Here is a 24,711-nt window from a genome sequence, read left to right on the forward strand (position 1 = left end):
CATCGCGTTGGCGGACAACAGCACTTCGGGGACGAACAGGATGCCGTCGCGAAAATCCTCGCCAACGATGCGCATGCCTTCGACCAGTGCCTCGGTCAGCACCTTGTAGGGCACCCAGCCGCGCTCGAGCAGGATGTTGGTGCCTTCCTCGATCTCTTCCTTCAACCCGTCATAGAGGTCGTCGTGCATCTGCTGCACCAACTCGTCGTCGGAAAGCTCGGAAAGGATGATCTCGTCGTCGGCCATTTTGCCTGCGCCAATTGCTTGTCAGTGATTTACGGGCCGCCGGCACCTTTTGTCAGAGGTGCCGGCGGCTGTTGCTTGCAAGTCTCGGGAGTTACGTCAGGCGTCCAGCCAGACGTTCTGGAAGTCCATTTCGTAGGTCTGGTGCATTCCGTAATTCTTCACCTTCTTGCTCATGTGGCAGTAGAGCTTCTGCCAGAACGGCTGGATGATGACGCCGGAATCCTGCAGGATCTGCTCGACGTCCTTCATCACCTCCTTGCGCTTGTCGGGATCGGCCAGCGAGAGCGCCTGCTTCAGCTTGGCGTCGAAATCCGGGTTGGCATAGGCCGTTTCGTTCCAGGCTTCGCCCGAGCGATAGCCGAGCGCCAGCACCTGGACGCCCAGCGGCCGCATGTACCAGATGGTCATCGAGTACGGATACTTCGTCCAGTCATTCCAGAAGGTCGAGCCCGGCAACACCGTACGCTTCACCTTGATGCCGGCATCGCGCAACTGGCCGGCGATCGCATCGCCGGTGTTCTTCTGCCATTCGTCCTCGACCGTGATCAGTTCGTGCTCGAAGTCGGCCTGCCCGGCATCCGCCATCAGCTTCTTGGCGGCGGCGGCATCGCGTGTCTTCTTGGGCAGCGGATAGTATTCGGGATGGATCGGGGCGACGTGGTGGTTCTCACCGACCGTGCCAAGCCCGGCGTAGCCGAGCTCCATGACAGCATTGTTGTCGACGGCCATCTGCAGCGCATTGCGCACCCGCTGGTCGTCATAGGGCTTGTGGGTGATGTTGGTGCGGGCAACGAGGGTGGTCGCCGTCGCGACCTCCGATTTCACCAGATCCATCTTATCGAGGGCGTCGATGAAATCGGCCGGCGTTTCGAAATCGAGGTCGATCTCGCCGGACTCGAAGGCATTCAGCGTGGCGTTGAAGTCGGTGCCGTAGTCGATGAACTCGACACCGTCGAGCGGCGCTTCGCCACCCCACCACTTGCCGTTCTCGCGACGCTTGACGACCGCCTTCGTACCCACCGCATAGGACACCAGTTCGAAAGGTCCGGTGCCGATCGGCTTCTTGATCGGGTCGGCGCCATCCTTGTCGAAGTCGCGATGCACGACCAGCGCCGGATAGTCGGTGAAGCCCGGTATGATGGCGATGTCGGGTTCGGCCAGCTTTAGCTTGACCGTGAGGTCATCGACCTTGGTGATGGCGCCATCCTTGGCCTTGCCGGTCGTTGTATCGATCAGCGCGCCGACGCGTGCTGCCATGGAATTGCCGGACGCACCCTTGTCGCACCAGCGGTTCAGATTGGCGACCACATCATCGGCGTTGAAGGCATCGCCATTGTTCCAGGTGACGCCTTTGCGCAGATGCAGTGTGTATTCGGTGGCGTCGTCGTTGACGTCCCAGCCTTCGAGCAGGACCGGCTCGAAAGTGAACTGGTGGGTGTAGCGGACGAGTGGCTCCAGCCAGCACCGGGTGACGTTTGCCATCTCGGTCCAGTCGTAGGTGCGCGGATCCTTCTGCGCCTTGACCGACATCGCTGCACGAAGCGTTCCGCCCTTTTTCGGTTCGTCGGCCAGGGCTTTAGTCGGCGCGGCAAGGCCGATCATGCCGTAGGCGAAAGCCGTCGATGCGCCGAAGGCGCTGGCCAGCGCCAGGAATTCTCGCCGGTCCATGCGGCCTGCACGCGTCTCTTTCGCCATTGCCTCGATAGCGCCCGGCACGCGGTCGCCATTGCTTCTGAAGAGCGTCATGTTTTCCTCCCTTTGTTTTTCCGTCAGGTTCTTCGCCTGTCTTAACTAACTAACGCTGTCCGGCAGTTTTTCCTCACGCCGCGCGATCAAATCCTTGAGACCCTCGGCGATGCCCTCGTCGAGCTTCGGCTCCTCATAGTCGGCCAGCATGTTGCGCGCCTTCTCGCGGCCGCGCGTGTCGTGGTCCTTCGCGCCTTCGGCGTTCCACTGCTCGTATGAATTGAAGTCCATGATCGAGGGCATGAAGAAAGCGGACTCGAAATGTTCGAGCGTGTGCTGGGTGCCGAGGAAATGGCCCTGCGGCCCCACCTCGCGGATCGCGGCCATCGCTTCCTTGAAATCGTCGAAGGGCAGACCGCCGGCATATTTGTACCAGCCAACAAGCTGCTCGCAGTCGGTGGCGAATTTCGAATAGCCGCAGGTCAAGCCGGCTTCCAGCCATCCGGCCGAGTGCCAGATGTAGTTGGCGCCGGCTAGGATGGCGGCGTGCATCAGCATGTTCGCTTCATAGCCGGCCTGGGCGTCGTTCAGCTTCGAGCCGACATGGAAGCCCGAGGTGCGCCACGGCAGTTTGTATCTCCGCGCCAGCGCGCCCATCAGATACATCATCTGGGCGGCCTCCGGCGTGCCGCCCATCGGCGCGCCGGTCTTCATGTCGACCGTCACCATGAACTGGCCGTAGATCTGCGGCGAACCGGGACGTATGAGCTGGGTCAGCGCCACGCCGGCCAGCGCCTCGGCGTTGACCTGTGCCACCGCACCGACGGCCGAGGCCGAGGTCGAGGCGCCGCACAGCGCGAAAGGCGCCAGGATCAGCGGCTGATTGTGGCTCGCATAGACCCGCATGGCGTCGATCATGGTGGCGTCCCACACCAGCGGCGAATTGCAGTTGGTGATCGCCACCAGCACCGGGTTGTCGCGGACGAACTCCTCGCCGAACACGATGCCGGCCATCGCCATCGTGTCCTCGGCGCGTTCCTTCGAGGTGACGATGCCCATGAACGGCTTGTCGGAGTGCTTCAGCGCCGAATGAATGATGTGCAGGTGACGCTTGGGCACCGCAATTTCCATCGGCTCGCAGATGACCGAGCTCGACGAGTGCAGCGCCGGCGCCATGTAGGCGAGCTTGTGGAAATTGTTGAGGTCGGCGAGCGAGCCGTAGCGCCTGTTGTTGTCGAGGTCGCGCACATAGGGTGCGCCATACATCGGCACGAAGATGGAGTTCTTGCCGCCGACGCGGACCGTACGCTCCGGGTTGCGGGCATTGAGGGTGAATTCCGGCGGGACCTTGGAGACCAGCTCCATCAGGAGCGCACGGTCGATGCGGACGCGCGTTTCCCTGACATCGGCTCCAGCGGCCTTCCACAGGGCGATTGCCCCGTCGTCACGAAATTCGCACCCCACCTCTTCGAGGATCGCGAGCGATTCCTGGTGGATCAGCTCCACCGCTTCGTCAGGCACCATCTGATAGGCGGGGATCTGGCGCACCAGCGTCGGAAACGAGGCGATGGGGGCGCCGCGTGTCGCCTTGCGCCCCAGGCGGCCGCCGCTTCTGCGGTTGGCGTGTTCGGTCACTGCAACGGCCGGTGCATTCATGGCAACTTCATCCTCCAACAGCCCGTCAACTTAGCGAGACGGAATATGCCTGTGACGCTGGAAAATCCTGATCTCTTGTATAAACTCTCCTTATGCGAAGCCTGCGCCACCTGCTGCCCTCCGCCGGCAGCCTGATCGTCTTCGAGGCGGCCGGCCGACTGTCGAGCTTCACCGCCGCCGGGCGGGAGCTCGGCATGACGCAGGCGGCCGTGTCCTACGCCGTACGCGGGCTGGAGGAGCAGCTCGGCGCCAAGCTGTTCCAGCGCCGCCATCGCCAGGTTGTCCTGACGGAGGCCGGCGAGCGTTTCCACGCCGATGTCTCGCTGGGTCTCTCGCATATCCGCAAGTCGGCGGAGGATCTGCGCCTGCAGGCGACCGGCGGCCATGTGACGCTTGCCGCCTCGACCGCCTTCGGCTCGTTCTGGATGATGCCGCGCCTGCAGCAATTCCGCGACGAACTGCCAGGCGTTGATCTGCGCATCCAGACCGCCGACCGCGACCTCGACATCATCGCCGAGGGCATCCCGCTCGGCGTGCGCGGCGGCGTGCCCGAACAATGGCCGGACTATCACTCGCTGTCGCTCTCTGACGAAGAGATCTTCCCGGTCGCGGGCCCCAACTATCTGGCCAAGTTTGGGCTGCCGAAGACCGTCGAGGAACTGGCAACGCACCGACTCATCCATCTCGAGGAGCCCTATCGCGAGGCCCCGAACTGGGACGAATGGTTCGCGGCAGCCGGAACCAGCCTGCGCAATGCCGAGCGCGGGTTGCGCATCAATGATTATGCCCTGGTGATCCAGGCGGTCATGGAGGGACAAGGCATCTCGCTCGGCTGGCGGCATCTGGTCGAGCGCCTCGTGGCATCAGGACTGTTGGTGCCGGTGACGGATCATGTGCTGAGGACCGGCATCGGATTCTACGTCATCTGGCCAAAGAACCGCGAGCTTAGCGACAATGCGCGCAAGGTGAGGGATTGGCTGGTGGCGCAGGCTTGAAGAATGTGGTTGCAGCCGAAGATACGCTCTATCAGTAGTAGGCAGTCTGGTTTAGTGATTGCCTGTTGGATGGGGGGAACGATGATCGCCAAACTCGGTGGCCATCTCGGCGTTGCGGTATTCGGCCTGATTTCCTTTGCGTTGGTTGTTCTGGCTGTAATGGTCGTCAACCGCTTAACCGGCTTCAACGTTTTTTCGTTCAGCTTCTGGGTGATCGTTCCGGCAGGAGCATTGTTCACAGGCGTGGCTGCAGCCTCTGGCTATTATTTCGGCAGCCTATTCTTTCATACGCGACCTACCTGGTTCCTTCTCGTCCAAATCCTCGTTGTGACCGCTACGGCCCAACTGGTCATCTACTATGGCGAATACCGCTCGTTGGTGCTCGATGACGGCACAATGGCTTCCGACGCCATCGGTTTTTGGGACTACCTCGATATCTATCTGCGATCGATGCATCTTAGGGCTGGGCATGGCGGCCATATCGACACAGGCGAGGTTGGCGATTTTGGCTACTGGTTGGCGGTGATAGATTTCATCGGTTTCGTCCTTGGTGGGTTGTTTGTCTTTTTCATGCTGCAGACTTATCCGAGTTGCTGGAAATGCAGTCGATACCTGCGGAAATTAAGCAAAACAGGTCAGATGTTTTCAGACCACGATCTGTTCGGCAAACATTACGACAGCCTTTTTCAGCACCCTGTCGACAGTAAGCCTTTTGCAGATTTGATGAGCGCTAATCCGAGAATCCGCAAACCCGCTTTGGATACGGTTTTGGTCGGGTCGGACCTTCTCGGTTGCACGCATTGCAAAACACAACTTCTCACCCAGAAGGTTCAGATTCTGAGCAAGAAAGGCTGGAAGGATATCCCAAAGCTGACACGGCAAGTTCGACTGCCGGATGGCGTGGATCTGCGCCAAGTGGTTAAACCTGGCTGATCGGATGACAGCAGATGGTTTGATGCAAATGGCCTATCCGCATCGACGTCGAATCCGCCTATAGTGCCGCATGCCCATTCGCCAGCTTTCCGAAACGATGATCAACCAGATCGCCGCCGGCGAAGTCATCGAACGTCCGGCCAGCGTGGTCAAGGAGCTGGTCGAGAACGCGCTCGATGCCGGCGCCTCTCGCGTCGAGATCGTCACCGCCGGCGGCGGGCTGAACCTGATCCGCGTCACCGATGACGGCTCGGGCATTCCCGAACCGGAACTGGCGCTGGCGATCGCGCGCCACTGCACCTCGAAGCTGACCGAGAACATCCACGATATCCGCTCGCTCGGCTTTCGCGGCGAGGCGCTGCCGTCGATCGGTTCGGTGTCGCGGCTGTCGATCCGCTCGCGCACGGCATCGGGTGACAGCGCCGCCGAAATCGGCATCGAGGGCGGCCGCGTTTCCGCCGTCAAGCCGGCGGCGGCCAATTGCGGCACCACGGTCGAGGTGCGCGACCTGTTCTTCGCCACGCCGGCGCGGCTCAAATTCATGAAGGGCGAACGCGCCGAAAGCTCGGCCACTAGCGACGTGATCAAGCGCATCGCCATCGCCTTCCCCGCCGTGCGCTTCACGCTGGCCGGGTCCGACCGCTCGACGCTGGAGCTGCCGGCGACCGACGACAGTCCGGAAGGCCGCCTGCGCCGCGTCGCGCAGGTGATGGGCACCGACTTTCCCGACAATGCGATTGCCATCGATGCCGTGCGCGACGACGTGCATCTGACCGGCCATGTCTCGATCCCGTCCTTCAGCCGTGCCAACGCGCTGCAGCAATATGCCTATGTCAACGGCAGGCCGGTGCGCGACAAGCTGATCGCCGGCGCCATTCGTGGCGCCTTCGCCGACGTGCTGCCGCGCGATCGCCATGCGGTGACCGTGCTGTTCCTGACGCTCGATCCTGCCATTGTCGACGTCAATGTTCACCCGGCCAAGGCCGATGTCCGCTTCCGCGATCCGGGACTGGTGCGCGGGCTGATCGTCGGCGCCATCCGGCAAGCCCTCGCTGAATCCGGCATCCGGGCCGCCACATCAGGGGCGGCCGGCATGATGGCGGCGTTCCGGCCGGGTGCGGCGTCCTACGCGCATGGCGGCCCGGCCAACGGCCATCGCAGCTATGATGCGGCTTCCCGAGCTTCTGGTTTCGCCGGTTTCGATCGCTCGCCGCAGCGACCGCTCGACATGGGTTTTGAAAATAGGGGCTTCGAGAACGGCAGCTTCCGGGAAAGCGACCAGTCGGCATTCGACGCTGGCCCGCTTGCCAGCGCCGACGCGCGCGCCGGGTCGGATGAAGCGGCGCAGACGCTGCTCGGCACGGCGCTGGGCGCCGCCCGCGCGCAGGTGCATGAGAATTACATCGTTGCGCAAACCAGGGATTCGCTTGTCATCGTCGACCAGCATGCCGCGCATGAACGGCTGGTCTACGAGGCCTTGAAGAACGCGTTGCATTCGCGCGCGGTGCCGTCGCAGATGCTGCTGTTGCCGGAGATCGTCGACCTGCCGGAGGAAGACGCCGAGCGGCTGGCCATGCATTCCGAAACGCTGGCCAGATTCGGCCTCGGCGTCGAGCGCTTCGGCCCGGGTGCGGTGGCGGTGCGCGAAACGCCATCGATGCTGGGCGAAACCAATGTCCAGCAACTGGTGCGTGACCTTGCCGACGAGATCGCCGACAACGACACGGTCGAGACGCTGAAAGAGCGGCTGGACAAGATCGCCGCCACCATGGCCTGCCACGGCTCGGTGCGTTCGGGCCGCCTGCTGAAAGCCGAGGAGATGAACGCGCTGCTGCGCCAGATGGAAGCGACGCCAGGATCCGGCACCTGCAACCATGGTCGTCCGACCTATATCGAGCTCAAGCTCGCCGACATCGAAAGGTTGTTCGGGCGGCGGTGAGCACAAGCCAGGTCAGGGCACACGCTCAATTCACCAACAGGCGATAATCCTTGAATCTATCCGAGAAAACGTAATCCCTTGAGTAGCCGGCGCTACCGCCGCGAAAATTCACGGAGATTATCTCGAAGCTTCCCCCGGCCTGTTTTTGAACATTCATGTAGATGGGAGTCATCAGCATGCCGGCATCGCAATCGTCGTCATCGAAAGCGATCTCCTGAACGACCTTCTTTTTCTTCTTGTCGATGACCCGCAGCTTATTCATGCAGACGAGAAAGCCGGCTTTCTCGTAGACCCCGGCAAATCTGTGGGTGGCTGTCTGCGCCCAGAAGGGAATCTCGACGGTCCCGTCAACCTTCGCCCCACCGGTATCGTCGAGGCTTGCGACCTTCTTCAGCACGATCGGGACCTTGTCCTGGCCCCTGCTCCAGGTCCCCGTTGCGCCGCTTTCGCCAAGGTCGAGAGAAAGCGGACATCCGGCGGTGTCGACCGGCGTTTTCGATCCCATGACCAGAACCCGGTCGAATTCCTTGTCGTCGGCAATCTCGCAAAGCGAGACGCGGGTGCCGCTGATCGTGCCGTACACCGCTATCGGGCTTTGCTTCGCGTCGTAGAAATAACTCCCCTCGACCGTGATCCCGCTGCCGAAACTGTTATATCTCTGCAACGACAGGTGGACCGGGGTCTGCCCGATGGACCCTTCGTAGTTTTCGACCTGATACCAGCCCGCATCGGCTTTCCCGGTCAGCAGCAGAACGCAAAAGATTGCCGATATGATTAGTCTTCCCATTCCGTCCCCCGGCGAAAGCAGCTCACCATAGCGGCCATTCCTCCGGGTGTCTGCATGCCGGCTGACATGGTTGCCGTTTTGAATCCTCAAACGGTTCTAGCCCTTTGTTTTACCTCTTCAAATTGACCACGATGACGCCGCCGAGCGCCAGTGCACCGCCGAGGATGCCGAGCAGCGTTGGCACTTCGCCCAGCCAGAAGAAGCCGATCAGGGCAGACATTGGCGAAACCAGATAGAGGAAGTTCGAGGCGCGGGCGGCCGGCAGACGCGACAGCGCGGTTGCCCAGGCGGCATAAGCGATCAGGCTGGGCACGATGCCAAGAAAGATCACGGCGCCGAGACCGGCTGTGTCGGCTACCGCTGCCTGCGCAAAGCCGCTCGGCAGGAACGGCGACAGGCAAAGTGCGCCGAGGATCATGTTCGAGGCCGAGATGGTCAGCGGGTGATGGCGGGCAAAGAGCGGCTTCTGGACGATGGTGTTGACGGCCGAGCAGAGTGCGGAACCCAGCACCAGCAGCGCACCGGCGTTGAAATGCAAGCCATTGCCGTCGGCGACCGCAATGATGCCGATGCCGGCGAAGGAAATGGCCGTGCCGGCCCAGGCCCAGCTCGAGAAGCGTTCGCCGAGCAGTGCCATCGCCATAATGGCGGTGAAGATCGGGCTGACGTTGATGATGAAGCCGGCAGCGCCGGCCGAGACAGTCAACTCGCCGAAGTTGAGCATGACGGTGTAGAGCGCGACGAAAATAGCGCCGCCAAAGACGAGGCGCCACAATTCGTCGAGCCTTGGTAGCGCCGGACGCTTGACAGCGAGGAAGATTGCCGCCGGCACGGCGGCGATGGCAAAGCGCAGCGCGCCGAGCTCCAGCGGGCCGAAGGCGGCGAGGCCGGCGCGGATCGCCGGAAAGGCAGAAGCCCAGCCGACCACGGTCAGCGCCACAGCGATGGCTGCGGTGGTGTCCATCCGCTGTGTCGGATTCAACGTGCCGGTCATAGCGCTCATCTCACTGTCCTCGTGTTTCTGCGTGCCTAGATGCAAAAAAACGCCTTTTCCGGCTGGTTGACAAACGATCAAATCGAGGATCACCTGTGACTATGGATCACAGCTCAGACACAATGATGCCGCTCGAGACCTTGCGCGCCTTCGACGCGGCGGCGCGAACAGGCAGCTTTTCGGCCGCCGCCGAGAAGCTCAACATCACCCACGGCGCCGTCAGCCGGCAGATCGCCAAGCTCGAGGACTGGCTGGGCTTGAAAGTGTTCGACCGCGGCGCGCGCGGCGTGTCGCTGACGATCGAGGGCAATCGCCTGCATCTGCGCACGGCGGAAGCCTTCGCGCTGATATCAAGCCATTCGGACCGCTGGGTCGAGCCGCGCGGCACCGCCGTGGTGCGGCTGACCTCGATCCCGTCGGTCAGCGGGCTTTGGCTGATGCCACGCATGGCGGCGTTGGAAAATCACCCGTCCAAGCTGCGCATTGTGCTTGATGTCGACATTCGCCAAGCGGACCTTGCCGACGAAGGCATCGACCTGTCGATCCGCTGCGGGCGCGGCGGCATTCCGGGCCGCGTCTCGGTGCAGCTTTTCGAAGAGCATGTTTTCCCCGTCGCCTCACTGGGCCTTGCCCGGGAGATCGGTCGTGGCGATCCCGCACGGCTGCTTAAATTTCCTTTGATCAACGATTCCGATGCCTCAGCCTGGCGCGCCTGGTTCGCGGCGCAAGGCATGGACTACCGCCCGCGCCCACAGGACCGCCGCTTCGAGGACTACAATCTGGTGCTCGACGCCGCCGCCCACGGCCTCGGCATCGCTCTGGCGCGCCCGCCCTTGACCGAGCACCAACTGAAGTCGGGCCGCATCGTCACCGTCGACGAGCGCACCGCGCTCAATCCGGTGTCCTACTGGCTCGACCGGCCGATAGGGCGACCGCGTAGCGCCGCAGCGGAACTCGCGCGGCGCATCGCCACCCAAGCCGGGCTGGCCATGGAAAAGATGGAAGCGTTCATCGAGGCCGAGCGCTAGCGAAGCACCAGCAGGACAAACCCGACGATCGCGGCAGCCAGCAGCCCCGCTCCCAGCGACAACAGCCCGACGCTCATCTGCCGGTTTTCCGGCCGCGCCGCGTCGCTTGGCCGGGAGATTGCCTGCCCTCGCTCCGCCGCCGCCTTGGTGACGAAAACACGGCGCAGCGGCGAAAGCTCGGGTGCCAGAAATGCCAACCATGGCAGGCTTGTCGGCCGAACGACTCCACCGTCATCGGGTCTTGCCAAAGGCACCGCAAGACCGCGTTGCGCCTCTTCGCCGTCCGGCCGCCTCGCCGCAACCGTCACGGGTGCGGCATCGCTGGCCGCATCCGGCTCGGCCAAGGCCAGATAGGCCTGCATGATCTCAGCCGAGGCTAGCTGCTGTGCCTTTGCGGCGGGTGCCGGCAACAAGACCGGCAGTGCCGGCGCTGCTGGTTGCGGGGATGCGCCTATTGGTACCGACGGCTGCACCAGTGCCTTGATCAGCGCTGTCCTGACCGGATCGGCCTTGGCCGACGGCACGGCCCGCGGTGTCATTGCCTCCTTCAGCAACGCGGTCAGGCGGGCAGATGAAATGTCCATACCGTTCCCACAACAGGTGGTTTCCAACCTGACAATAGCGCTTCTGCATTGCGTCAAGCTTGACCTTGCCGGCAATTTGTGGCGATGAAATCATCATGAACCTTGGCGTCCCCACATGATGAACCGCTTCGAAGGCCCCGGCGGCAAGGAAGCCCGTATCCGTTATCTCGACGGTGACTTCCAGGTCACCAGTCCCGGCGCATTCGTGCGCTGCGCGGTAACCGGCGAGAACATCCCGCTGGACGAGCTCAAATACTGGAGCGTCGCCAGGCAGGAGCCCTATGTGAGTGCCGCCGCCTCGCTGCGCCGCGAAATCGAAACGCACCCGGAACTGCGCAGCCGGCGCTAGGTCGGGCTCAGCCCCTCAGCTTGCGCTGCCGCCAGGCATCCAGCGTCTCGTCGATGATGCGTTCCGGCACGTTGTCCAGTTCGAACACGGTCTCGATCTCAAGCACGTCGAGCTGGTCCAGAAACGCCGGCGATGCCCCGTGGCGCAGCCGGGCGGCGTCCTTGGCGGTGGTGATAAGCCCAAGGCCGTCCTTGCGCGCCGTCGCCGCCAGTTCGGCAAGTTCGTCCTCGCCATAGAAATGATGGTCCGGGAATGGCCGGGTCAGCGCCACGTCGCCGCCGGCGTCGCGGATCGTATCGAAGAATTTCTCGGGGTGACCGATGCCGGCAAAGGCGAGAAAGCGCCTGCCGGCAAGCCTTTCCTTGCCGCTTGGCTCGGTATGCGCCTCGAAGATCGCCCGGCCGGCGCGCGCCGCCTGGCGCACGACCGCGTCGGCCGCGGTGCCCTCGCCCATCTTCAGCAGCCCGCTGGTGAAAACCAGCTGGTCGACGATGTTTGCCCTGAGCGGCCCGCCTGGAATGACGCGGCCATTGCCGATGCCGTAGCGCGCGTCGACGACGACCAGCGCATAATCGATGTGAATGCGGGCGCTCTGGAAGCCGTCGTCCATAATCAGGAAATCGCAGCCGTGCTTCTCCATGAGCAGCCTGGCGCCGGCGGCGCGGTTCGGCGTCACCGCCACCGGCGCCTGTTCGGCCAGCAGCAGCGGCTCGTCACCAACATGTTTGGCGGTGTCGTAATGCGGATCGACGACATGCGGCTGCGCAAAGGAGCCACCATGGCCACGCGACAGGAAGCCGGGATTGAGCTGCATGCGTTTGGCCTGCCTGGCCAGGGCGATAGCCACCGGCGTCTTGCCGCTGCCGCCGACGGTGAAATTGCCGACGCAAAGCACTGGCGAGCCGACCTTTTCGCGCACTGCGGCGCGCATGCGGCGGCCGGCGACCAGGGCATAGGCCGCCGACAGCGGCGACAGTGCGAACACGCGCCAGTCCGGCTCCTCCCACCAGAAGGGCGGTGCTTCGCTGGACACGCTAGCGCCCGTCGGCGCCCTTCAGGCGCGACTTGACGATCAGCGGCTGGATGTAGGGTTCGAGCGACTTCAGCGTGCGCGCCAGCGCGCCGCGCATCTCATCGACGGTGGCCGCGCCTGCCGCCATCATCTCGTGGCGGGCGACCTCGTTGCTCAACAGGAAATTGACGGCGCCGGCCAGCATGTCGCGGTCGCGCACCAGCTTGGCGCCGCCACTGTCGAGCAGGCGCTGATAGGCTTCGCGAAAATTCTGGACATTGCGGCCGGCGAGCACCGCGGTGTCGAGCATGGCCGGTTCCAGCGGGTTCTGGCCGCCCTCCGAGGTCAGCGACCGGCCAACGAAGGCGATTTCCGTCAACCTGAGATACAGCCCCATCTCGCCAATCGTATCGCCGAGCAGAATATCGGTATCGGCGGTGATCTTGTCGCCCTTGCTGCGCCGCGCGACTGTCAGGCCCATGCCGGAAATCTGCGCGGCAAGCGCTTCGGCGCGGTCGGGATGGCGCGGCACGACGATCGTCAACAGGCCGTGGTGGCGCTTGTAGAGCGTGGCGTGAACTTCGGCCGCCACAACCTCTTCGCCGTCATGGGTCGAGATCGCCGCCCAGGTCGGGCGGCTGCCGATCTGGCGCCGCAGCATCGACAGCACCCTTTCGTCGACCGGCGGCGGATTGGTATCGACCTTGAGATTGCCCGACACGGTAACCGGCCTCGCGCCGAGCGAGCGGAAGCGTTCACCGTCGACATCGGACTGGGCGACGACATGGGCGAGATTCTCGAACAGGGCCTCGGCGATGTTGGCGCGCTTCTTCCAGGAGGTGAAGGAGCGGTCGGACAACCGGCCATTGACCAGCACCTGGGGCACGCGGCGGGCGCCGAGTTCCAGGATCGTCATCGGCCAGATCTCCGATTCGGCGATGATCGCAAGATCCGGACGCCAGTGGTCGAGAAAACGACTGACCGCCGGCTTGAGGTCGAGCGGCACATATTGGTGGATGATGCGGTCGCCGAGCCGCTCGTCGGCAACCTGCGCCGAGGTGACCGTCCCGGTCGTCAAGACGATGTTGACGCCGTAGTCGAGAATGCTCTCGACCAGCGGCACGACGGCGATGGTCTCGCCGACGCTCGCCGCATGGATCCAGATCACCGGACCGTCCGGACGCGCGCGCCCGGCGACGCCGTAGCGCTCGCGGCTGCGGCTGCGGTCTTCTTTGCCCTGCGAGGTGCGCCAGGCAACATAAGGTCCGATCACCGGATAGATGGCCGCACCGGCGAAACGGTACGCCGTCAGGAAGGCACGCGCCCAGCGCACGCTCATTGCTTGATATCCACGAGGCGATAGGCCTCGGCGGTCGCCGCATTGAGCGCGACGGTAAGTTCGAGGCGCTTGCGTTCCATCTCGGCAGCGTCGGCGGCAGCGGGCACGAAGATAGGCGTGCCGATGACGATGGACGAGCGGCCGAACGGCAGGTTGATGGTGGTCTTGTCCCAGCTCTTCTCCAGCACCTTGCGGCGGCTGGTGGTGATGGCGACAGGCAGCAGCGGCCGGCCAGAGAGGCGCGCCAGAAGAACGATGCCAAGCCCCGCGTCGCGCGGCGTGCCGTGGGGAATGTCAGCAATCATGGCGACGTTCTTGCCGGTGGCGAGCGACTTTTTCAGGGCAATCAACGCCTTGGCACCGCCCTTGTCGAGATGTTTGGTGCTTTCGCGGCCGCCGGAACCGCGCACCGCCTCGATGCCAAATTTCTCCAGCATCAGCGCGTTGAGCTCGGCATCGGCACTGCGCGACACCATGGCGACCAGCGGCTTGCGCTTGGGGTAATAGGCCGGCGTCAACAGATGCTGCCCGTGCCAGAGTGCGATGATGCCGGGTTCGAATTCAGCATAGGCGCCGCCCGAGAATTGCGCCGATCCTTCGACCAAGCGGTTGGTCAGGCGCACCAGACGCACGAACTGGGCGAGCAGGCCGACAATGATATTCTTGACGAATCGCGACTGTGCCAGCGGTTGGCGAATCCGGCGCCAGAAAGCCTTGGTGGCACGGCTGCCGCCACGGCTCGCAGGGGCGGCCTCGTTGGCCGGCCCTTTGACCGCTTCATGATCCATCGAAGTCAACCGGCAGCCTTGCTGTCTGGGTCGAGCAGCCGATGCAGGTGAACGACGAAGTAACGCATATGGGCATTGTCCACGCTGGCCTGCGCCTTGGCTTTCCACGCGGTATGCGCGGACTGGTAATCCGGAAAGATACCGACAATGTCGAGCCCGTCGAGATCGCGGAATTCGGTTCCGCCGAGCTTCTTCAGTTCGCCGCCGAACACCAGGTGCAAAAGCTGCTTCTTTCCGTCTTCCGCGGCCATGTCGGTCCTTCACATATTGTGAGTTTGTGACAGGTCTAGACCAAAGCCGCCGACTTTGGAACCTTCGATCACGCTTCCGTACCGGCAATCACACCGGCAAGCACGGCCAGCAGTTCGCTGCTGCCGGCGGCCAATGCGCCGTGACGGATGATTTCGCCGGCATAAAGCGGCGCGCGACCATGCCGGTCGAGCAAGGCGCCACCGGCCTCGCGCAGGATGAGGTCTGCCGCGGCAATGTCCCAGTCATGCGCATTGGGCTTGACGAAGCTCGCATCGAGCGTGCCGGCGGCAATCATGGCCAACCGGTAGGCCAGCGAGGGAATGTGGGACACGCGCTGCATCCGGCTTTGCCATTCGGCCGGCATCTGGTCGAGCAAGAGCTTCGGCCCGCCAATTTCGACCATCGCCGCCGGGCGGCGCACGGCAATGCGCTGGCCGTTCAGGAACGCGCCCTGCCCGGGCAGCGCCCAATAGGTCTCGTCCCTGGCCGGGCATTCGAGCACGCCGGCAAGCGTGCGGCCATTCTCGACCACCGCGACGCTGACGCACCAGGAGCGAAGGCCCTCGAGGAAGCCGCGCGTGCCGTCGATGGGATCGACGACGAAGGTGCGGCGTGCAGAAAGCCTGACCGGATCGTCGGCTGTCTCCTCAGACAGCCAGCCATAGTCGGGTCGGGCGGCAAGCAACGTCTCGCGCAAATAGGCATCGGCGGCGTGGTCGGCCTCGCTGACCGGCGACGTCCCCTCCTTCATCCACACTTGCGGGTTTTTGCCGAAATAGCGCATGGCGATGAGACCAGCCTCGCGGGCGGCTTCGCGCAGCACGGCCAAGTCTTCAGAGGCCCCGGCTGACAGGGCCTGGTCACGCACCGGCAAGGGTCATGCCTTCGATGAGCAGTGTCGGCGCCGCGGTGCCGAAATTGCGGTCGAGATCGCTGGCCGGAACCATGTTGAGGAACATGGTCTTCAGATTGGAGGCGATGGTCACTTCGGCAACGGGATAGGCAAGTTCGCCGTTCTCGATCCAGAAGCCGGAGGCGCCACGGCTGTATTCGCCGGTCACCATGTCGACGCCCTGGCCGAACACTTCGGTGACGTAGAAGCCCGATACCAGTGACTTGATCAGGTCCTCCGGCGACCTTTCACCTGGTTCGATGGCAAGATTGGTCGATGACGGCGAGACCGAGGAGCCGCTGCGCGATCCCCGGCCATTGGTGGTCAGCCCCAATTCGCGTGCGGCCGAGGTCGACAGGAACCAGTGGTTCAGCACGCCTTTTTCGACCATGAGCAGCTTTTCGCCCTCGATGCCTTCGCCGTCGAACGGGCGCGAGGCCTGGCCACGGCGGCGCAGCGGCTCGTCGGTCACGGTGATCGCCGCCGAGGCCACCTGCTTGCCCATCATGTCGCGCAGAAAGCTGGTCTTGCGCGCCACCGAGGCGCCGTTGATGGCGCCGGCGAGATGGCCGGCAATGCCGCGCGCGACGCGCGGGTCGAACACCACGTTGACCGGCCCGGTCGCCGCCTTGCGCGCGCCGAGCCGCCGCACGGCGCGTTCGCCGGCCTTGCGGCCGATCGTCTCCGGCGCGTCGAGATCGGAAAAATGCTGGTGCGAGGAATATTCATAGTCGCGCTCCATGCCGGTGCCCTCGCCGGCGATGACGCTTGCCGAGCGCGAAAAGCGCGACGCGACATAGTGGCCGACAAAGCCGTTCGAGGTGGCCAGAACCAGCCCGCCCAGACCGGCGCTGGCGCCGCTGCCGGCGGAATTGGTGACGCCCTTGACGGCAAGCGCCGCAGCCTCCGCGGCCAATGCCGCTTCCTTCAGCTGGTCGGTCGAAACCTCGGTGGCGTCGAACAGATCGAGGTCGCGCGGCGTGCCAACCAGGAGAGCCGGATCGGCGAGGCCCTGATAGGGATCCTCTGGCGACACCTTCGCCATGGCAACCGCGCGCTCGGCCAGCGCCTTCGGGTCGGACGCCGCCGTCGCCGAGACGCTCGCCACCCGCTTGCCGACGAAGACGCGCAAAGAGACATCGTCGCCCTCGGAGGCTTCGGTGCTCTCGACCTTGCCGAGCCGCACCGACACGCCGGCCGAGCGGCCGCGCACGGCAACTGCGTCGGCGGCGTCGGCGCCGGCCCGTTTGGCAGCCTCGACCAGGGCCGCGACGCGGTCGGTCAGTTTGGCTGCGTCGAGCGTATCGGTCATGCGAATGATCCTGTTTTTCAGCAGGCTTTGGGAGCAGCCGCTGGTGCACCATCTATTGTTCCACTGCCGCTTGTGCAATGGGAGAAGCGGCAATCAAGATGCATTAGCAGCCTGTTTGGAGCATTCGCCATGACGCCGTTCCACCTCGCCTTTCCGGTCCGTGATCTCGATGAAACCCGCGCTTTCTATGGCGAGGTGCTTGGCTGCGCCATCGGGCGCTCGTCGGCGACCTGGGTCGATTTCGATCTTTTCGGCCACCAGATGTCGGCGCATTTGCGGCCAAAGGCTGCTCAGGCCGCCAGTGACGGCAAGGTCGACGGCATCGTCGTGCCGATCCCGCATTTCGGCGCGGTGCTGCTGATGGACGAATGGCAGCGGCTCGCTGCACGGCTGGAGGCGCGTTCCGACATCGACTGGCTCGAACGGCCGATGGTGCGCTTCAAGGGCGAACCCGGTGAACAGGCAACGCTGTTCATCCGCGATCCCTCAGGCAATGCGCTGGAATTCAAGGGCTTCCGCTCGCTGGAGCAGATTTTCGCGCATTGAGCCTGAGATGACGAAGGCACGCCTGGTCAGGCGCCGAACCGATCCGCGGCAAAGGGCGCAAGGCGGGCAGTATCGCCACGCCCAGCGATAAGGTCGGCGACCAGGCGCGCGGTGATCGGCGCCAGCGTCAGGCCGAGATGACCGTGACCGAAGGCATGGATCACTTTGGCACTGCCGCGCGAGCGACCGATGACCGGGCGGGAATCGGGCAGCGACGGCCGGAAACCAAGCCATTCGGAAGAAGGCCGGCCGAGCTTGGGAAAGAACTGCCTGACACCGCGATCAAGCAGCGCCAGCCGGCGCGGATTGGGCGGTGCGGCAAGGCCGCCGAGTTCGACAGTTCCGGCGACCCGCAGCCGGCCGGCCATCGGCGTCATGTAGAAACCGAGTTCGACGGGACAGACCGGCCGGTTGAGCAGCGGCGCATCGGTCTGGAATTCCAGGTGATAGCCGCGCTCGGTCTCGAGCGGAATTTTGTCGCCGGCCTGCGCGGCAAGCGGCAGTGACCTTGCGCCGGCGGCGATCACCACCGTGCCTGCCTTGATCTGGAAACCCGGTCCGCTGAGCCGGATACCGCCAGTCTCGACCTGCAGTCCTGTAATATCAGCCTTGACCACCGACGCGCCACGGGCGGTCGCAGCACCGAGCAGCCGCCGCATCACCGTTGCCGGATCGGTGACGTTGATCGAGTCCGGAAAAAACAGACCACGCGTCCCGGTCACCGGCAGGCCCGGCTCCAGTGCTGCCACCTCTTGTGGCGTCAACACCTCCTGGTGGACGCCAAACTTGGCGCGCAGGGCCCTGCCCCCGGCGCCGGCGACAAAATCGCTTTCGCGGCGATAGAGATAGAGGCAGCCATTGCGGCGCAAAAGGTCCGCCAGCTCGGCTTCCTTTGCCATTTCCTCCCAGGCCGGCAAGGCGTCAGCCAACAGCCCGGCGAGCGCCAGCGCGTTGGCGCGGGTGGCCGCCGGCAGCGACTGCCGGACGAATTGAACCAGCCAGGGCGCCAGCTGGAACAGCGCCGTCCAGCGCAAGGAAAATGGGCTGTCGGGAGCGAGCAGTAGCTTTGGCAGCGCGCGCAGCACGGAAGGATTGCCAACCGGCATGCAGGCATATTCGGCGACCGTGCCGGCATTACCGAACGAGGCGCCGGAGCCGGGCTCGTTGGGATCGATGAGCAGGACTTCGCGGCCCTCCGCCGCAAGCTGCAGCGCCGTCGCCAACCCGACAACACCAGCGCCGACAATGGCGATTTCGACGGTTTCCGATGCTGCCACTTTCAGGTTCCTAGACAAAGCCGGGCAGTTGCAAATGGCCGGCGGCGAGCAGTTCGGCCATCGTGGTCAGCGCACTGCGCAGATCGTCCAGCGAGCGCGCCGCACCGACATTGATGCGCACACCGTGCTGCACCGGTTCGCGGCCGACAGCGAAGGCATCGCCGGGCAGGACGGCGACGCCACGCTCCAGGCAGGTGCGGGCGAAACCGGCGCCGCGCCAGGGCTCGGGAAGCCGCAGCCAGGCATGGGTCGAAGTGGCGTGGCTCTGGACATCGTAGCGGCCGAGGATTTCGGAGAGCACCGCCTGGCGCTGGCGCAATTCCTGCTTCTGCGCCTCGATGATACGGGCGGCGGCACCCTCCTCGATCAGCCGCGTGCCGATCAGCGCCGTCAACGGACTGATGCTCCAGCAATTGATGCGCAAGGCCGCCGCGACCTGGCCGGCAATGGTGCGTGGCGCGATGACGAAGCCGAGGCGCAGACCCGGCGCCAGGCATTTCGACAGGGCGCCGATATGGACGGTCAGCTCAGGCTCGATGCTGGCCAGCGATGGCGGCGGGTTGTCGGCCAGCGGGCGATAGACATCGTCCTCGATGATGAGGACGTTGTGGCGACGGGCAACTGCCACCAGTTCGTGCCGGCGTTCGGCGCTCAACGTGATGGTGGTCGGGTTGTGCAGCGTCGGCACCAAGAACACCGCGCGAGGACGCAGTTGCGCGCAAGCGGCTTCAAACGCATCGGGGCGCATGCCGCCACGGTCCATGCCGACGCCCCTGAGATCGAGCCCATGCACACGGCACAGCGCGTTGATGCCTTGATAGGTGACTTCGTCGGCGAGTATGACCTCGCCCTGCCTGGTCACCGCGCCGAGCACGCAGTCCAGCCCGTGCTGGGCGCCGGCAGCCAGCACGACGCGCCCCGGGTCACCGTCGCCGGCGACCGGCTTCATCCATTCGGCAATCGCCGCCCTCGCCCATAGCGGCCCCTCAGGCGGATGATAGTCCTGCAGCGTGGGATAGTAACGGTCCTTGGACAGGCGCGGCAAAAGCAGCGCCAGCGCGTCGAGATAGGCCGATGTTGCCGGCCGGTTGACGGAAAGGTCGATGACGCCGGTGTCGTCGCTCGGCGCGGAGACGAAGCCGGGCCTTTCGCCGGCGTCACGGGCGGCGACCGTGGTGCCGCGTCCGGGCCGGGCTTCGAGCAGGCCACGCTGCTGCAGCGTCGACAGAGCGCGCGTCACCGTGGTGACGTTGATGCCGAGCGCCCGCGCGATCTCGCGCTGCGGCGGCAGCCGGTCGCCGACGGCCAGCGTGCCGGCAGCGATGCGTTCGGCAATCGCGTCGGCAAGGCGGCGATAGACCGGACCTTCATCCGAGGCGAGCTGGAGGTCTTGAAGCATGCGGCTTTCGGCGGGTTGATTCAATTGGCTACCGGCGCATCTAGCATAAGACAATTCTCCGGACAATAGCGCTTGTCTGACATGCAATTCAAAATATGGCTGCCAAAATCTCACACAATCGTTAAAAAATCGGCTTGACGGACAAAGTTGTCTGCATCTATGGTTCATTAGCCATCGATTGTGTGAGCATACAAGTTTGGATTGCCGCCTTGTGCGGCCAGCGTCATGCGAGACCCGGACATGCACGGCAAGCAACAGCTCTTTTCGACAAGCGGCCCCTGCGGTCGCACAACGGAGTCCCCCCGGTGATCGCCAAAGCGGCAACCGCATCAGCCAAAAGCGCTGGTCAGGCCGAAGGCACAGATGCCGGCCGCCAGGGGTTCGTCGAATTCGTCGATGTCGAGAAATCCTATGATGGCCGTGCCTTCGCGGTGACGCGGCTGAACCTCAGCGTTGCCCGCGGCGAGTTCCTCACCCTTCTCGGCCCTTCCGGCTCAGGCAAGACGACGACGCTCAACATGCTTGCCGGTTTCGAGCGGCCTACCAACGGCGTCATCACGCTCGAAGGGCGTTCGGTCGACCGGCTGCCGCCCTACGAACGCAACATCGGCATGGTGTTCCAGAACTACGCGCTGTTTCCGCACATGACAGTCGCGGAAAACGTCGCCTTCCCGCTTTCTGTGCGCCAGATCAGCAAGGCCGATATCGCATCGCGCGTCAGCCGCGCGCTGGACATGGTGCGGCTCAAGCAGTTCGGCGACCGGCGGCCGGCTCAGCTTTCCGGTGGCCAGCAGCAGCGCGTGGCGCTGGCACGCGCGCTGGTGTTCGAGCCCAGCCTGGTGCTGATGGACGAACCGCTGGGCGCGCTCGACAAGAAGCTGCGCGAGCATATGCAGCTCGAGATCAAGCAGCTGCACACAATGCTTGGCGTCACCATCGTCTATGTCACGCACGACCAGAGCGAGGCGTTGACGATGTCGGACCGCGTCGCCGTCTTCAACAATGGCGGCATCGCCCAGCTCGGCTCGCCCGACGATCTCTACAACACGCCGAAGAGTTCTTTCGTCGCCAGTTTCATCGGCGAGAACAACACGCTGGAAGGCAAGGTCGAGCGCATTTCCGGCGGCGAATGCCTTGTGCGCCTGAATGGCGGCGGCGAAGTCACAGCGCTGGCCATCGGCGTCGCGCAAGGTGCAGCCTGCCACGTTGCCATCCGGCCCGAGCGGCTGCGGCTCGCTGCCGGTTCGAAAGGCGAAAACGCGGTCGCCGCCACGGTCGATGGCCGCATCTATCTCGGCGACCATCAGCGGCTGCTGGCCAGGCTGCCAAATCAGCAGGTGCTGACAGTCAAGGTCGGCCCAGAAGCGACCATAGCGAACGGCGAACCGGTGACGGTTTCCTGCGCCGCCAGTGATTGCCGCGCCTTTCCGGCTGAAGCCGGAACGGGCGGTTCCAAACAGCCCAATCTCTAAACAAGCCAATCTCAAAACAGGCCAATCTTCAAACAGGGGAGTAAGAAAAAATGAAAATCACCAAAGCCCGGCTTTTCGCTTTCGCGGCGGCCACTGCCTTCACCACCATCGGACAGGCGGCGTTTGCCGAGGAACTGTCGATCATGGCCAGTGGCGGCGCCTGGCAGGACGCGCAGCGCAAGGCGTGGTTCGAGCCGTTCAGCAAGGAGACCGGCGCCAAGATCCTCGAACAGGAATATCTTGGCGATCTCGGCAAGGTCAAAGCCATGGTCGATACCGGCAATGTGCCGATCGACCTGGTGACTGTGGAGACCGCAACCGTGCTGCAGGGCTGCGACGCCGGCATCCTCGAGCGGCTCGACTATTCCAAGATCGCGCCGCGTGAAAAGTTCATCGAAGGTTCGGCGCTCGATTGTGGAGTCGGGCTCGATGCTTACGGCGATATCCTCGCCTATGACCCGACGGTGTTGAAGGAAGCGCCGACCTCGGTGCTCGATCTGTTCGACACGACGAAATTCCCGGGCAAGCGCGCGATGCGCAAATTCCCGGCGCAGAATCTGGAATGGGCGCTGATGGCCGATGGCGTCGTGCCTGCCGATGTCTACAAGGTGCTGGGCACGCCGGAAGGCGTCGACCGCGCCTTCAAGAAGCTCGATACGATCAAGAAGGACATTGTCTGGTGGGATGCCGGCGCGCAGCCGGCGCAGCTTCTGGCCTCGCAGGAAGTGGTGATGACGACGGCCTGGAACGGCCGCATCCAGAATGCCATCGACACCGACAAGAAGCCGTTCAAGATCGTCTGGAACAACCAGATCCTCGAATATGACATGATCGCCATTCCGAAGGGCGCCAAGAACCCGGACCTCGCCTACAAATACCTGGCCTATATCAGCACGCCGGAAAACAACGCCAAGCTCGCCAGCTACATCACCTATGGGCCGGTGCGCACCGATGCGGCTTCCTTCGTCGCGGCGGACGCCTTGCCGAAGTTGCCGAATGCGCCGGATCATCTGAGCGGCGCCTATCTGGTCGCCGACACCGAGTTCTGGGGCGACTATGGCGATGACCTGGTCAAGCGCTTCAACGCCTGGCTCGCGCAGTAGGACGAGGATGTCGGCGCTCCCGCCCAGCGAACTCGACCGGCCAGTGCTGGCCCGCGGCCGGTCAACCGCCGACGCCGACCTCAAATCGGTGTCGGCGGCGCTGCGGCGCGCCGATTTCGGCGACCGGCTGCGCGCGCTGGCGCTGGCGGCACCGCTGCTAGTGCTTTTGGCGCTGAGTTTTGGCATTCCGATCGTTCTGCTGCTTTCGCGTGCCGTCTACGACCCGACCATCGCCAACGCCCTGCCGCAGACCTGCCAGGCGCTGAGCAGCTGGAGCGGCCAGGGCCTGCCCGACGATGCCGCCTTCGTGGCGCTGGCTGCCGACCTCCGGGACAACCAGGCCAAGGGGACCGCCTACGAACTGGCCAAGAGCCTCAACGCCCGCCTGCCCGGCGCGCGCAGCCAGGTGCTGAAAACCGTGCGCCAGCTCGAAGGCGCCGGCGACAAACCGCCGCTGGAAATCATGAAATCCGTGCCGTTCTGGTCGGCGCCCGGCACCTGGCCTGCCATCGCCAGCGGCACCCACAGCGTGACCTCGTTCTACCTGCTCAGCGCTCTCGACCTGCGCTGGAATGCCGACGGCGGCATCGAGCGCGTGCCGCCCGAACAGGCGATCTTCCTGCAGGTGTTCATGCGCACATTCTTCGTTGCCGCCGCGGTGACGCTGGCGACGCTGATCCTGAGCTTTCCGCTGGCCTATCTCATCGCCAGCGTTCCAAAAGGCCTCGCCGCCATCCTTATCGTCGCGGTGCTGTTGCCGTTCTGGACGTCGATCCTGGTGCGCACCGCCGCCTGGACGGTGCTTTTACAGAAATTCGGGCTGGTCAACGACTTGCTGCTGTGGCTCGGCGTCGCCAATGACCGGCTCGACCTGATGTACAGCCGCATTGGCCTGATCATCGCCATGACGCATATCCAGCTGCCGTTCACGCTGCTGCCAATCTACAGCGTCATGCGCACCATCCAACCGTCGCAGATGAAGGCGGCCTATTCGCTCGGTGCAAAACCCTTCATCGCGTTCCGCCGCGTCTATCTCCCACAGGTCTTTCCCGGCGTCATGGCAGGCTGCCTGCTGACCTTCATCCTGTGCCTCGGCTACTACATCACTCCGGCACTGATCGGCGGCGCCAGCGACCAGCTGATCAGCAATTTCATCGCCAACTACGTCAATGTCGAACTGAACTGGGAGATGGCGGCGGCGCTCAGCTTCATTCTGCTCGTCTTCACGCTGGCGCTGTTCGGCATCTTTGCCCGCATCCTCGGCCTTGATCGTCTGAAGCTGGTGTAGCCATGTTGCTGTCGCCCTACCCCACCGTTGGTGAACGCATCCGCATCGGGCTGCTCTGGTTGTGGTGCGCCCTGGTGATCCTGTTCCTGGTCGTGCCGATCCTTATTCCCGTTCCCTTGTCGTTCAACAGCGGCACCTTCTTCATCTTTCCGTTGGAGGGGATTTCGACGCGCTGGTACGAATTCGTGCTCGGCACCCAGCGCTGGCAGGCGGCGATCGGCAACAGCCTGATCATCGCCTTCGGCACGACGCTGATCGCAACGACGCTGGGCACGCTGACGGCAATCGCACTAGCCGACGACAAATTCCCGGGCCGCCGCATCGTCATGCCGCTGCTTCTGTCGCCGCTGATCGTGCCTGTGGTGATCACCGCCGTCGGCTCGTATCTGTTCTACGCCCGCGTCGGTCTCGCCAGCACCTATGCCGGCATCATCCTGGCGCATACCGCACTGGCCAGTCCCTTCGTCGTCGTCACCGTCGGCGCCAGCCTGACCGGCTTCGACCGCAATCTGATGCGCGCCGCCGCCATCTCCGGGGCCAGGCCGGTGACATCGTTCTTCCGGGTGATGCTGCCGCTGATCCTGCCCGGCGTGCTGTCGGGGGCAGCTTTTGCCTTCGTCACCTCATTCGACGAGGTCGTCGTCGTGCAGTTCCTGGCCAGCGCCAACCAGCGCACCATGCCGCTCGAAATGTTCATCGGCCTGCGCGAAAAACTCTCGCCCGCAATCACCGCCGCCGCAACGCTGATGATGGGCCTTTCGATTGTGCTTCTGATCGTGGCCAACCTTCTGGCGCGGCGCAGCCAAAGGCGGCCGGGCGCGAACGCCTAGCGCC

The 24,711-nt window shown here is 64.0% G+C and carries 24 protein-coding genes; 10 read left to right on the forward strand and 14 right to left on the reverse strand.

From position 1 onward, the window contains the following. From AC1DX6_RS29665 to AC1DX6_RS29675, 3 genes are all read right to left on the reverse strand, one after another. The coding region (locus AC1DX6_RS29665) for a B12-binding domain-containing protein (RefSeq protein WP_477313726.1) at positions 1-246 on the reverse strand (246 nt) is incomplete at its 3' end. Between the two features lie 96 nt (positions 247-342). Next, positions 343-1,992: an ABC transporter substrate-binding protein gene (locus AC1DX6_RS29670; protein WP_477319988.1), complete on the reverse strand. Its 1,650-nt coding sequence runs from the start codon at positions 1,990-1,992 to the stop codon at positions 343-345. Between the two features lie 45 nt (positions 1,993-2,037). Beyond that, a complete protein-coding gene (locus AC1DX6_RS29675; protein ID WP_477319990.1) occupies positions 2,038-3,588 on the reverse strand; it encodes a trimethylamine methyltransferase family protein in 1,551 nt (516 codons plus the stop codon). Positions 3,589-3,680: 92 nt separating this feature from the next. Between AC1DX6_RS29675 and AC1DX6_RS29680 the strand changes: the two genes are divergently transcribed. From AC1DX6_RS29680 to mutL, 3 genes are all read left to right on the forward strand, one after another. Beyond that, entirely contained in the window at positions 3,681-4,583 is a 903-nt protein-coding gene (locus AC1DX6_RS29680) for a LysR substrate-binding domain-containing protein (protein WP_477319992.1), read from the forward strand. 81 nt (positions 4,584-4,664) lie between these two features. Next, positions 4,665-5,516, forward strand: coding sequence for a hypothetical protein (locus AC1DX6_RS29685; RefSeq protein ID WP_477319994.1), 852 nt, complete (start codon positions 4,665-4,667; stop codon positions 5,514-5,516). A 70-nt stretch (positions 5,517-5,586) separates the two neighbouring features. Continuing rightward, on the forward strand, positions 5,587-7,455 hold the full coding sequence (mutL, locus tag AC1DX6_RS29690; RefSeq protein WP_477319996.1) for a DNA mismatch repair endonuclease MutL: 1,869 nt from the start codon (positions 5,587-5,589) through the stop codon (positions 7,453-7,455). Between the two features lie 25 nt (positions 7,456-7,480). Here mutL and AC1DX6_RS29695 read toward each other — a convergent pair whose 3' ends face one another. Both AC1DX6_RS29695 and AC1DX6_RS29700 read right to left on the reverse strand, forming a co-directional pair. Continuing rightward, positions 7,481-8,242, reverse strand: coding sequence for a hypothetical protein (locus AC1DX6_RS29695; RefSeq protein WP_477319998.1), 762 nt, complete (start codon positions 8,240-8,242; stop codon positions 7,481-7,483). Between the two features lie 109 nt (positions 8,243-8,351). Further along, on the reverse strand, positions 8,352-9,245 hold the full coding sequence (locus tag AC1DX6_RS29700; RefSeq protein ID WP_477320000.1) for a DMT family transporter: 894 nt from the start codon (positions 9,243-9,245) through the stop codon (positions 8,352-8,354). 92 nt (positions 9,246-9,337) lie between these two features. On the opposite strand from AC1DX6_RS29700, the gene AC1DX6_RS29705 reads away from it, so the two are divergent. Continuing rightward, a complete protein-coding gene (locus AC1DX6_RS29705; RefSeq protein WP_477320002.1) occupies positions 9,338-10,264 on the forward strand; it encodes a LysR substrate-binding domain-containing protein in 927 nt (308 codons plus the stop codon). Here AC1DX6_RS29705 and AC1DX6_RS29710 read toward each other — a convergent pair. After that, positions 10,261-10,848, reverse strand: coding sequence for a hypothetical protein (locus tag AC1DX6_RS29710; RefSeq protein WP_477320004.1), 588 nt, complete (start codon positions 10,846-10,848; stop codon positions 10,261-10,263). The genes AC1DX6_RS29705 and AC1DX6_RS29710 overlap by 4 nt on opposite strands. Before the next feature lie 115 nt (positions 10,849-10,963). Between AC1DX6_RS29710 and AC1DX6_RS29715 the strand changes: the two genes are divergently transcribed. Beyond that, positions 10,964-11,197 carry a DUF2093 domain-containing protein gene (locus AC1DX6_RS29715; protein WP_477242707.1) on the forward strand — a complete coding sequence of 78 codons (234 nt, stop codon included), beginning with the start codon at positions 10,964-10,966 and terminating at the stop codon, positions 11,195-11,197. 7 nt (positions 11,198-11,204) lie between these two features. On the opposite strand, the gene lpxK is transcribed toward AC1DX6_RS29715, so the two are convergent. From lpxK to AC1DX6_RS29745, 6 genes are all read right to left on the reverse strand, one after another. Beyond that, positions 11,205-12,230: a tetraacyldisaccharide 4'-kinase gene (gene lpxK / locus AC1DX6_RS29720; protein WP_477320006.1), complete on the reverse strand. Its 1,026-nt coding sequence runs from the start codon at positions 12,228-12,230 to the stop codon at positions 11,205-11,207. 1 nt (position 12,231) lies between these two features. Beyond that, a complete protein-coding gene (waaA, locus tag AC1DX6_RS29725; protein ID WP_477320008.1) occupies positions 12,232-13,548 on the reverse strand; it encodes a lipid IV(A) 3-deoxy-D-manno-octulosonic acid transferase in 1,317 nt (438 codons plus the stop codon). Next, a complete protein-coding gene (locus AC1DX6_RS29730; protein WP_477320010.1) occupies positions 13,545-14,336 on the reverse strand; it encodes a lysophospholipid acyltransferase family protein in 792 nt (263 codons plus the stop codon). The genes waaA and AC1DX6_RS29730 overlap by 4 nt, the downstream gene beginning before the upstream one ends. Before the next feature lie 5 nt (positions 14,337-14,341). Next, positions 14,342-14,587 carry a DUF4170 domain-containing protein gene (locus tag AC1DX6_RS29735; RefSeq protein WP_477320012.1) on the reverse strand — a complete coding sequence of 82 codons (246 nt, stop codon included), beginning with the start codon at positions 14,585-14,587 and terminating at the stop codon, positions 14,342-14,344. Between the two features lie 68 nt (positions 14,588-14,655). Next, positions 14,656-15,411, reverse strand: coding sequence for a 3'(2'),5'-bisphosphate nucleotidase CysQ (locus tag AC1DX6_RS29740; protein WP_477320014.1), 756 nt, complete (start codon positions 15,409-15,411; stop codon positions 14,656-14,658). 37 nt (positions 15,412-15,448) lie between these two features. Further along, positions 15,449-16,792 (reverse strand): TldD/PmbA family protein, encoded by a 1,344-nt coding sequence (locus AC1DX6_RS29745; RefSeq protein ID WP_477320016.1) that lies wholly within the window; start codon positions 16,790-16,792, stop codon positions 15,449-15,451. A 129-nt stretch (positions 16,793-16,921) separates the two neighbouring features. On the opposite strand from AC1DX6_RS29745, the gene AC1DX6_RS29750 reads away from it, so the two are divergent. Continuing rightward, complete coding sequence (locus tag AC1DX6_RS29750; protein WP_477320018.1) at positions 16,922-17,338, forward strand: VOC family protein; 417 nt, start codon at positions 16,922-16,924, stop codon at positions 17,336-17,338. Positions 17,339-17,364: 26 nt separating this feature from the next. Here AC1DX6_RS29750 and AC1DX6_RS29755 read toward each other — a convergent pair whose 3' ends face one another. Both AC1DX6_RS29755 and AC1DX6_RS29760 read right to left on the reverse strand, forming a co-directional pair. Beyond that, complete coding sequence (locus tag AC1DX6_RS29755) at positions 17,365-18,615, reverse strand: NAD(P)/FAD-dependent oxidoreductase (protein WP_477320020.1); 1,251 nt, start codon at positions 18,613-18,615, stop codon at positions 17,365-17,367. Positions 18,616-18,625: 10 nt separating this feature from the next. Then, entirely contained in the window at positions 18,626-20,014 is a 1,389-nt protein-coding gene (locus AC1DX6_RS29760) for an aminotransferase-like domain-containing protein (protein WP_477320021.1), read from the reverse strand. A 305-nt stretch (positions 20,015-20,319) separates the two neighbouring features. Here AC1DX6_RS29760 and AC1DX6_RS29765 point away from each other — a divergent pair, with 305 nt between their 5' ends. The 4 genes from AC1DX6_RS29765 to AC1DX6_RS29780 are packed head-to-tail and all read left to right on the forward strand — an operon-like array spanning position 20,320 to position 24,707. Beyond that, entirely contained in the window at positions 20,320-21,486 is a 1,167-nt protein-coding gene (locus AC1DX6_RS29765; RefSeq protein WP_477320023.1) for an ABC transporter ATP-binding protein, read from the forward strand. Between the two features lie 50 nt (positions 21,487-21,536). Then, positions 21,537-22,589, forward strand: a complete 1,053-nt coding sequence (locus AC1DX6_RS29770; protein WP_477320025.1) for an ABC transporter substrate-binding protein — start codon at positions 21,537-21,539, stop codon at positions 22,587-22,589. Positions 22,590-22,596: 7 nt separating this feature from the next. Then, the gene (locus tag AC1DX6_RS29775; protein ID WP_477320027.1) at positions 22,597-23,877 is read left to right on the forward strand and encodes an ABC transporter permease; all 1,281 of its coding nucleotides are present in this window, start codon (positions 22,597-22,599) and stop codon (positions 23,875-23,877) included. 2 nt (positions 23,878-23,879) lie between these two features. Beyond that, positions 23,880-24,707: an ABC transporter permease gene (locus AC1DX6_RS29780; protein ID WP_477320029.1), complete on the forward strand. Its 828-nt coding sequence runs from the start codon at positions 23,880-23,882 to the stop codon at positions 24,705-24,707. Positions 24,708-24,711: the final 4 nt, after the last annotated feature.

The sequence above is a fragment of the Mesorhizobium sp. P2_C4 genome (assembly GCF_056404575.1).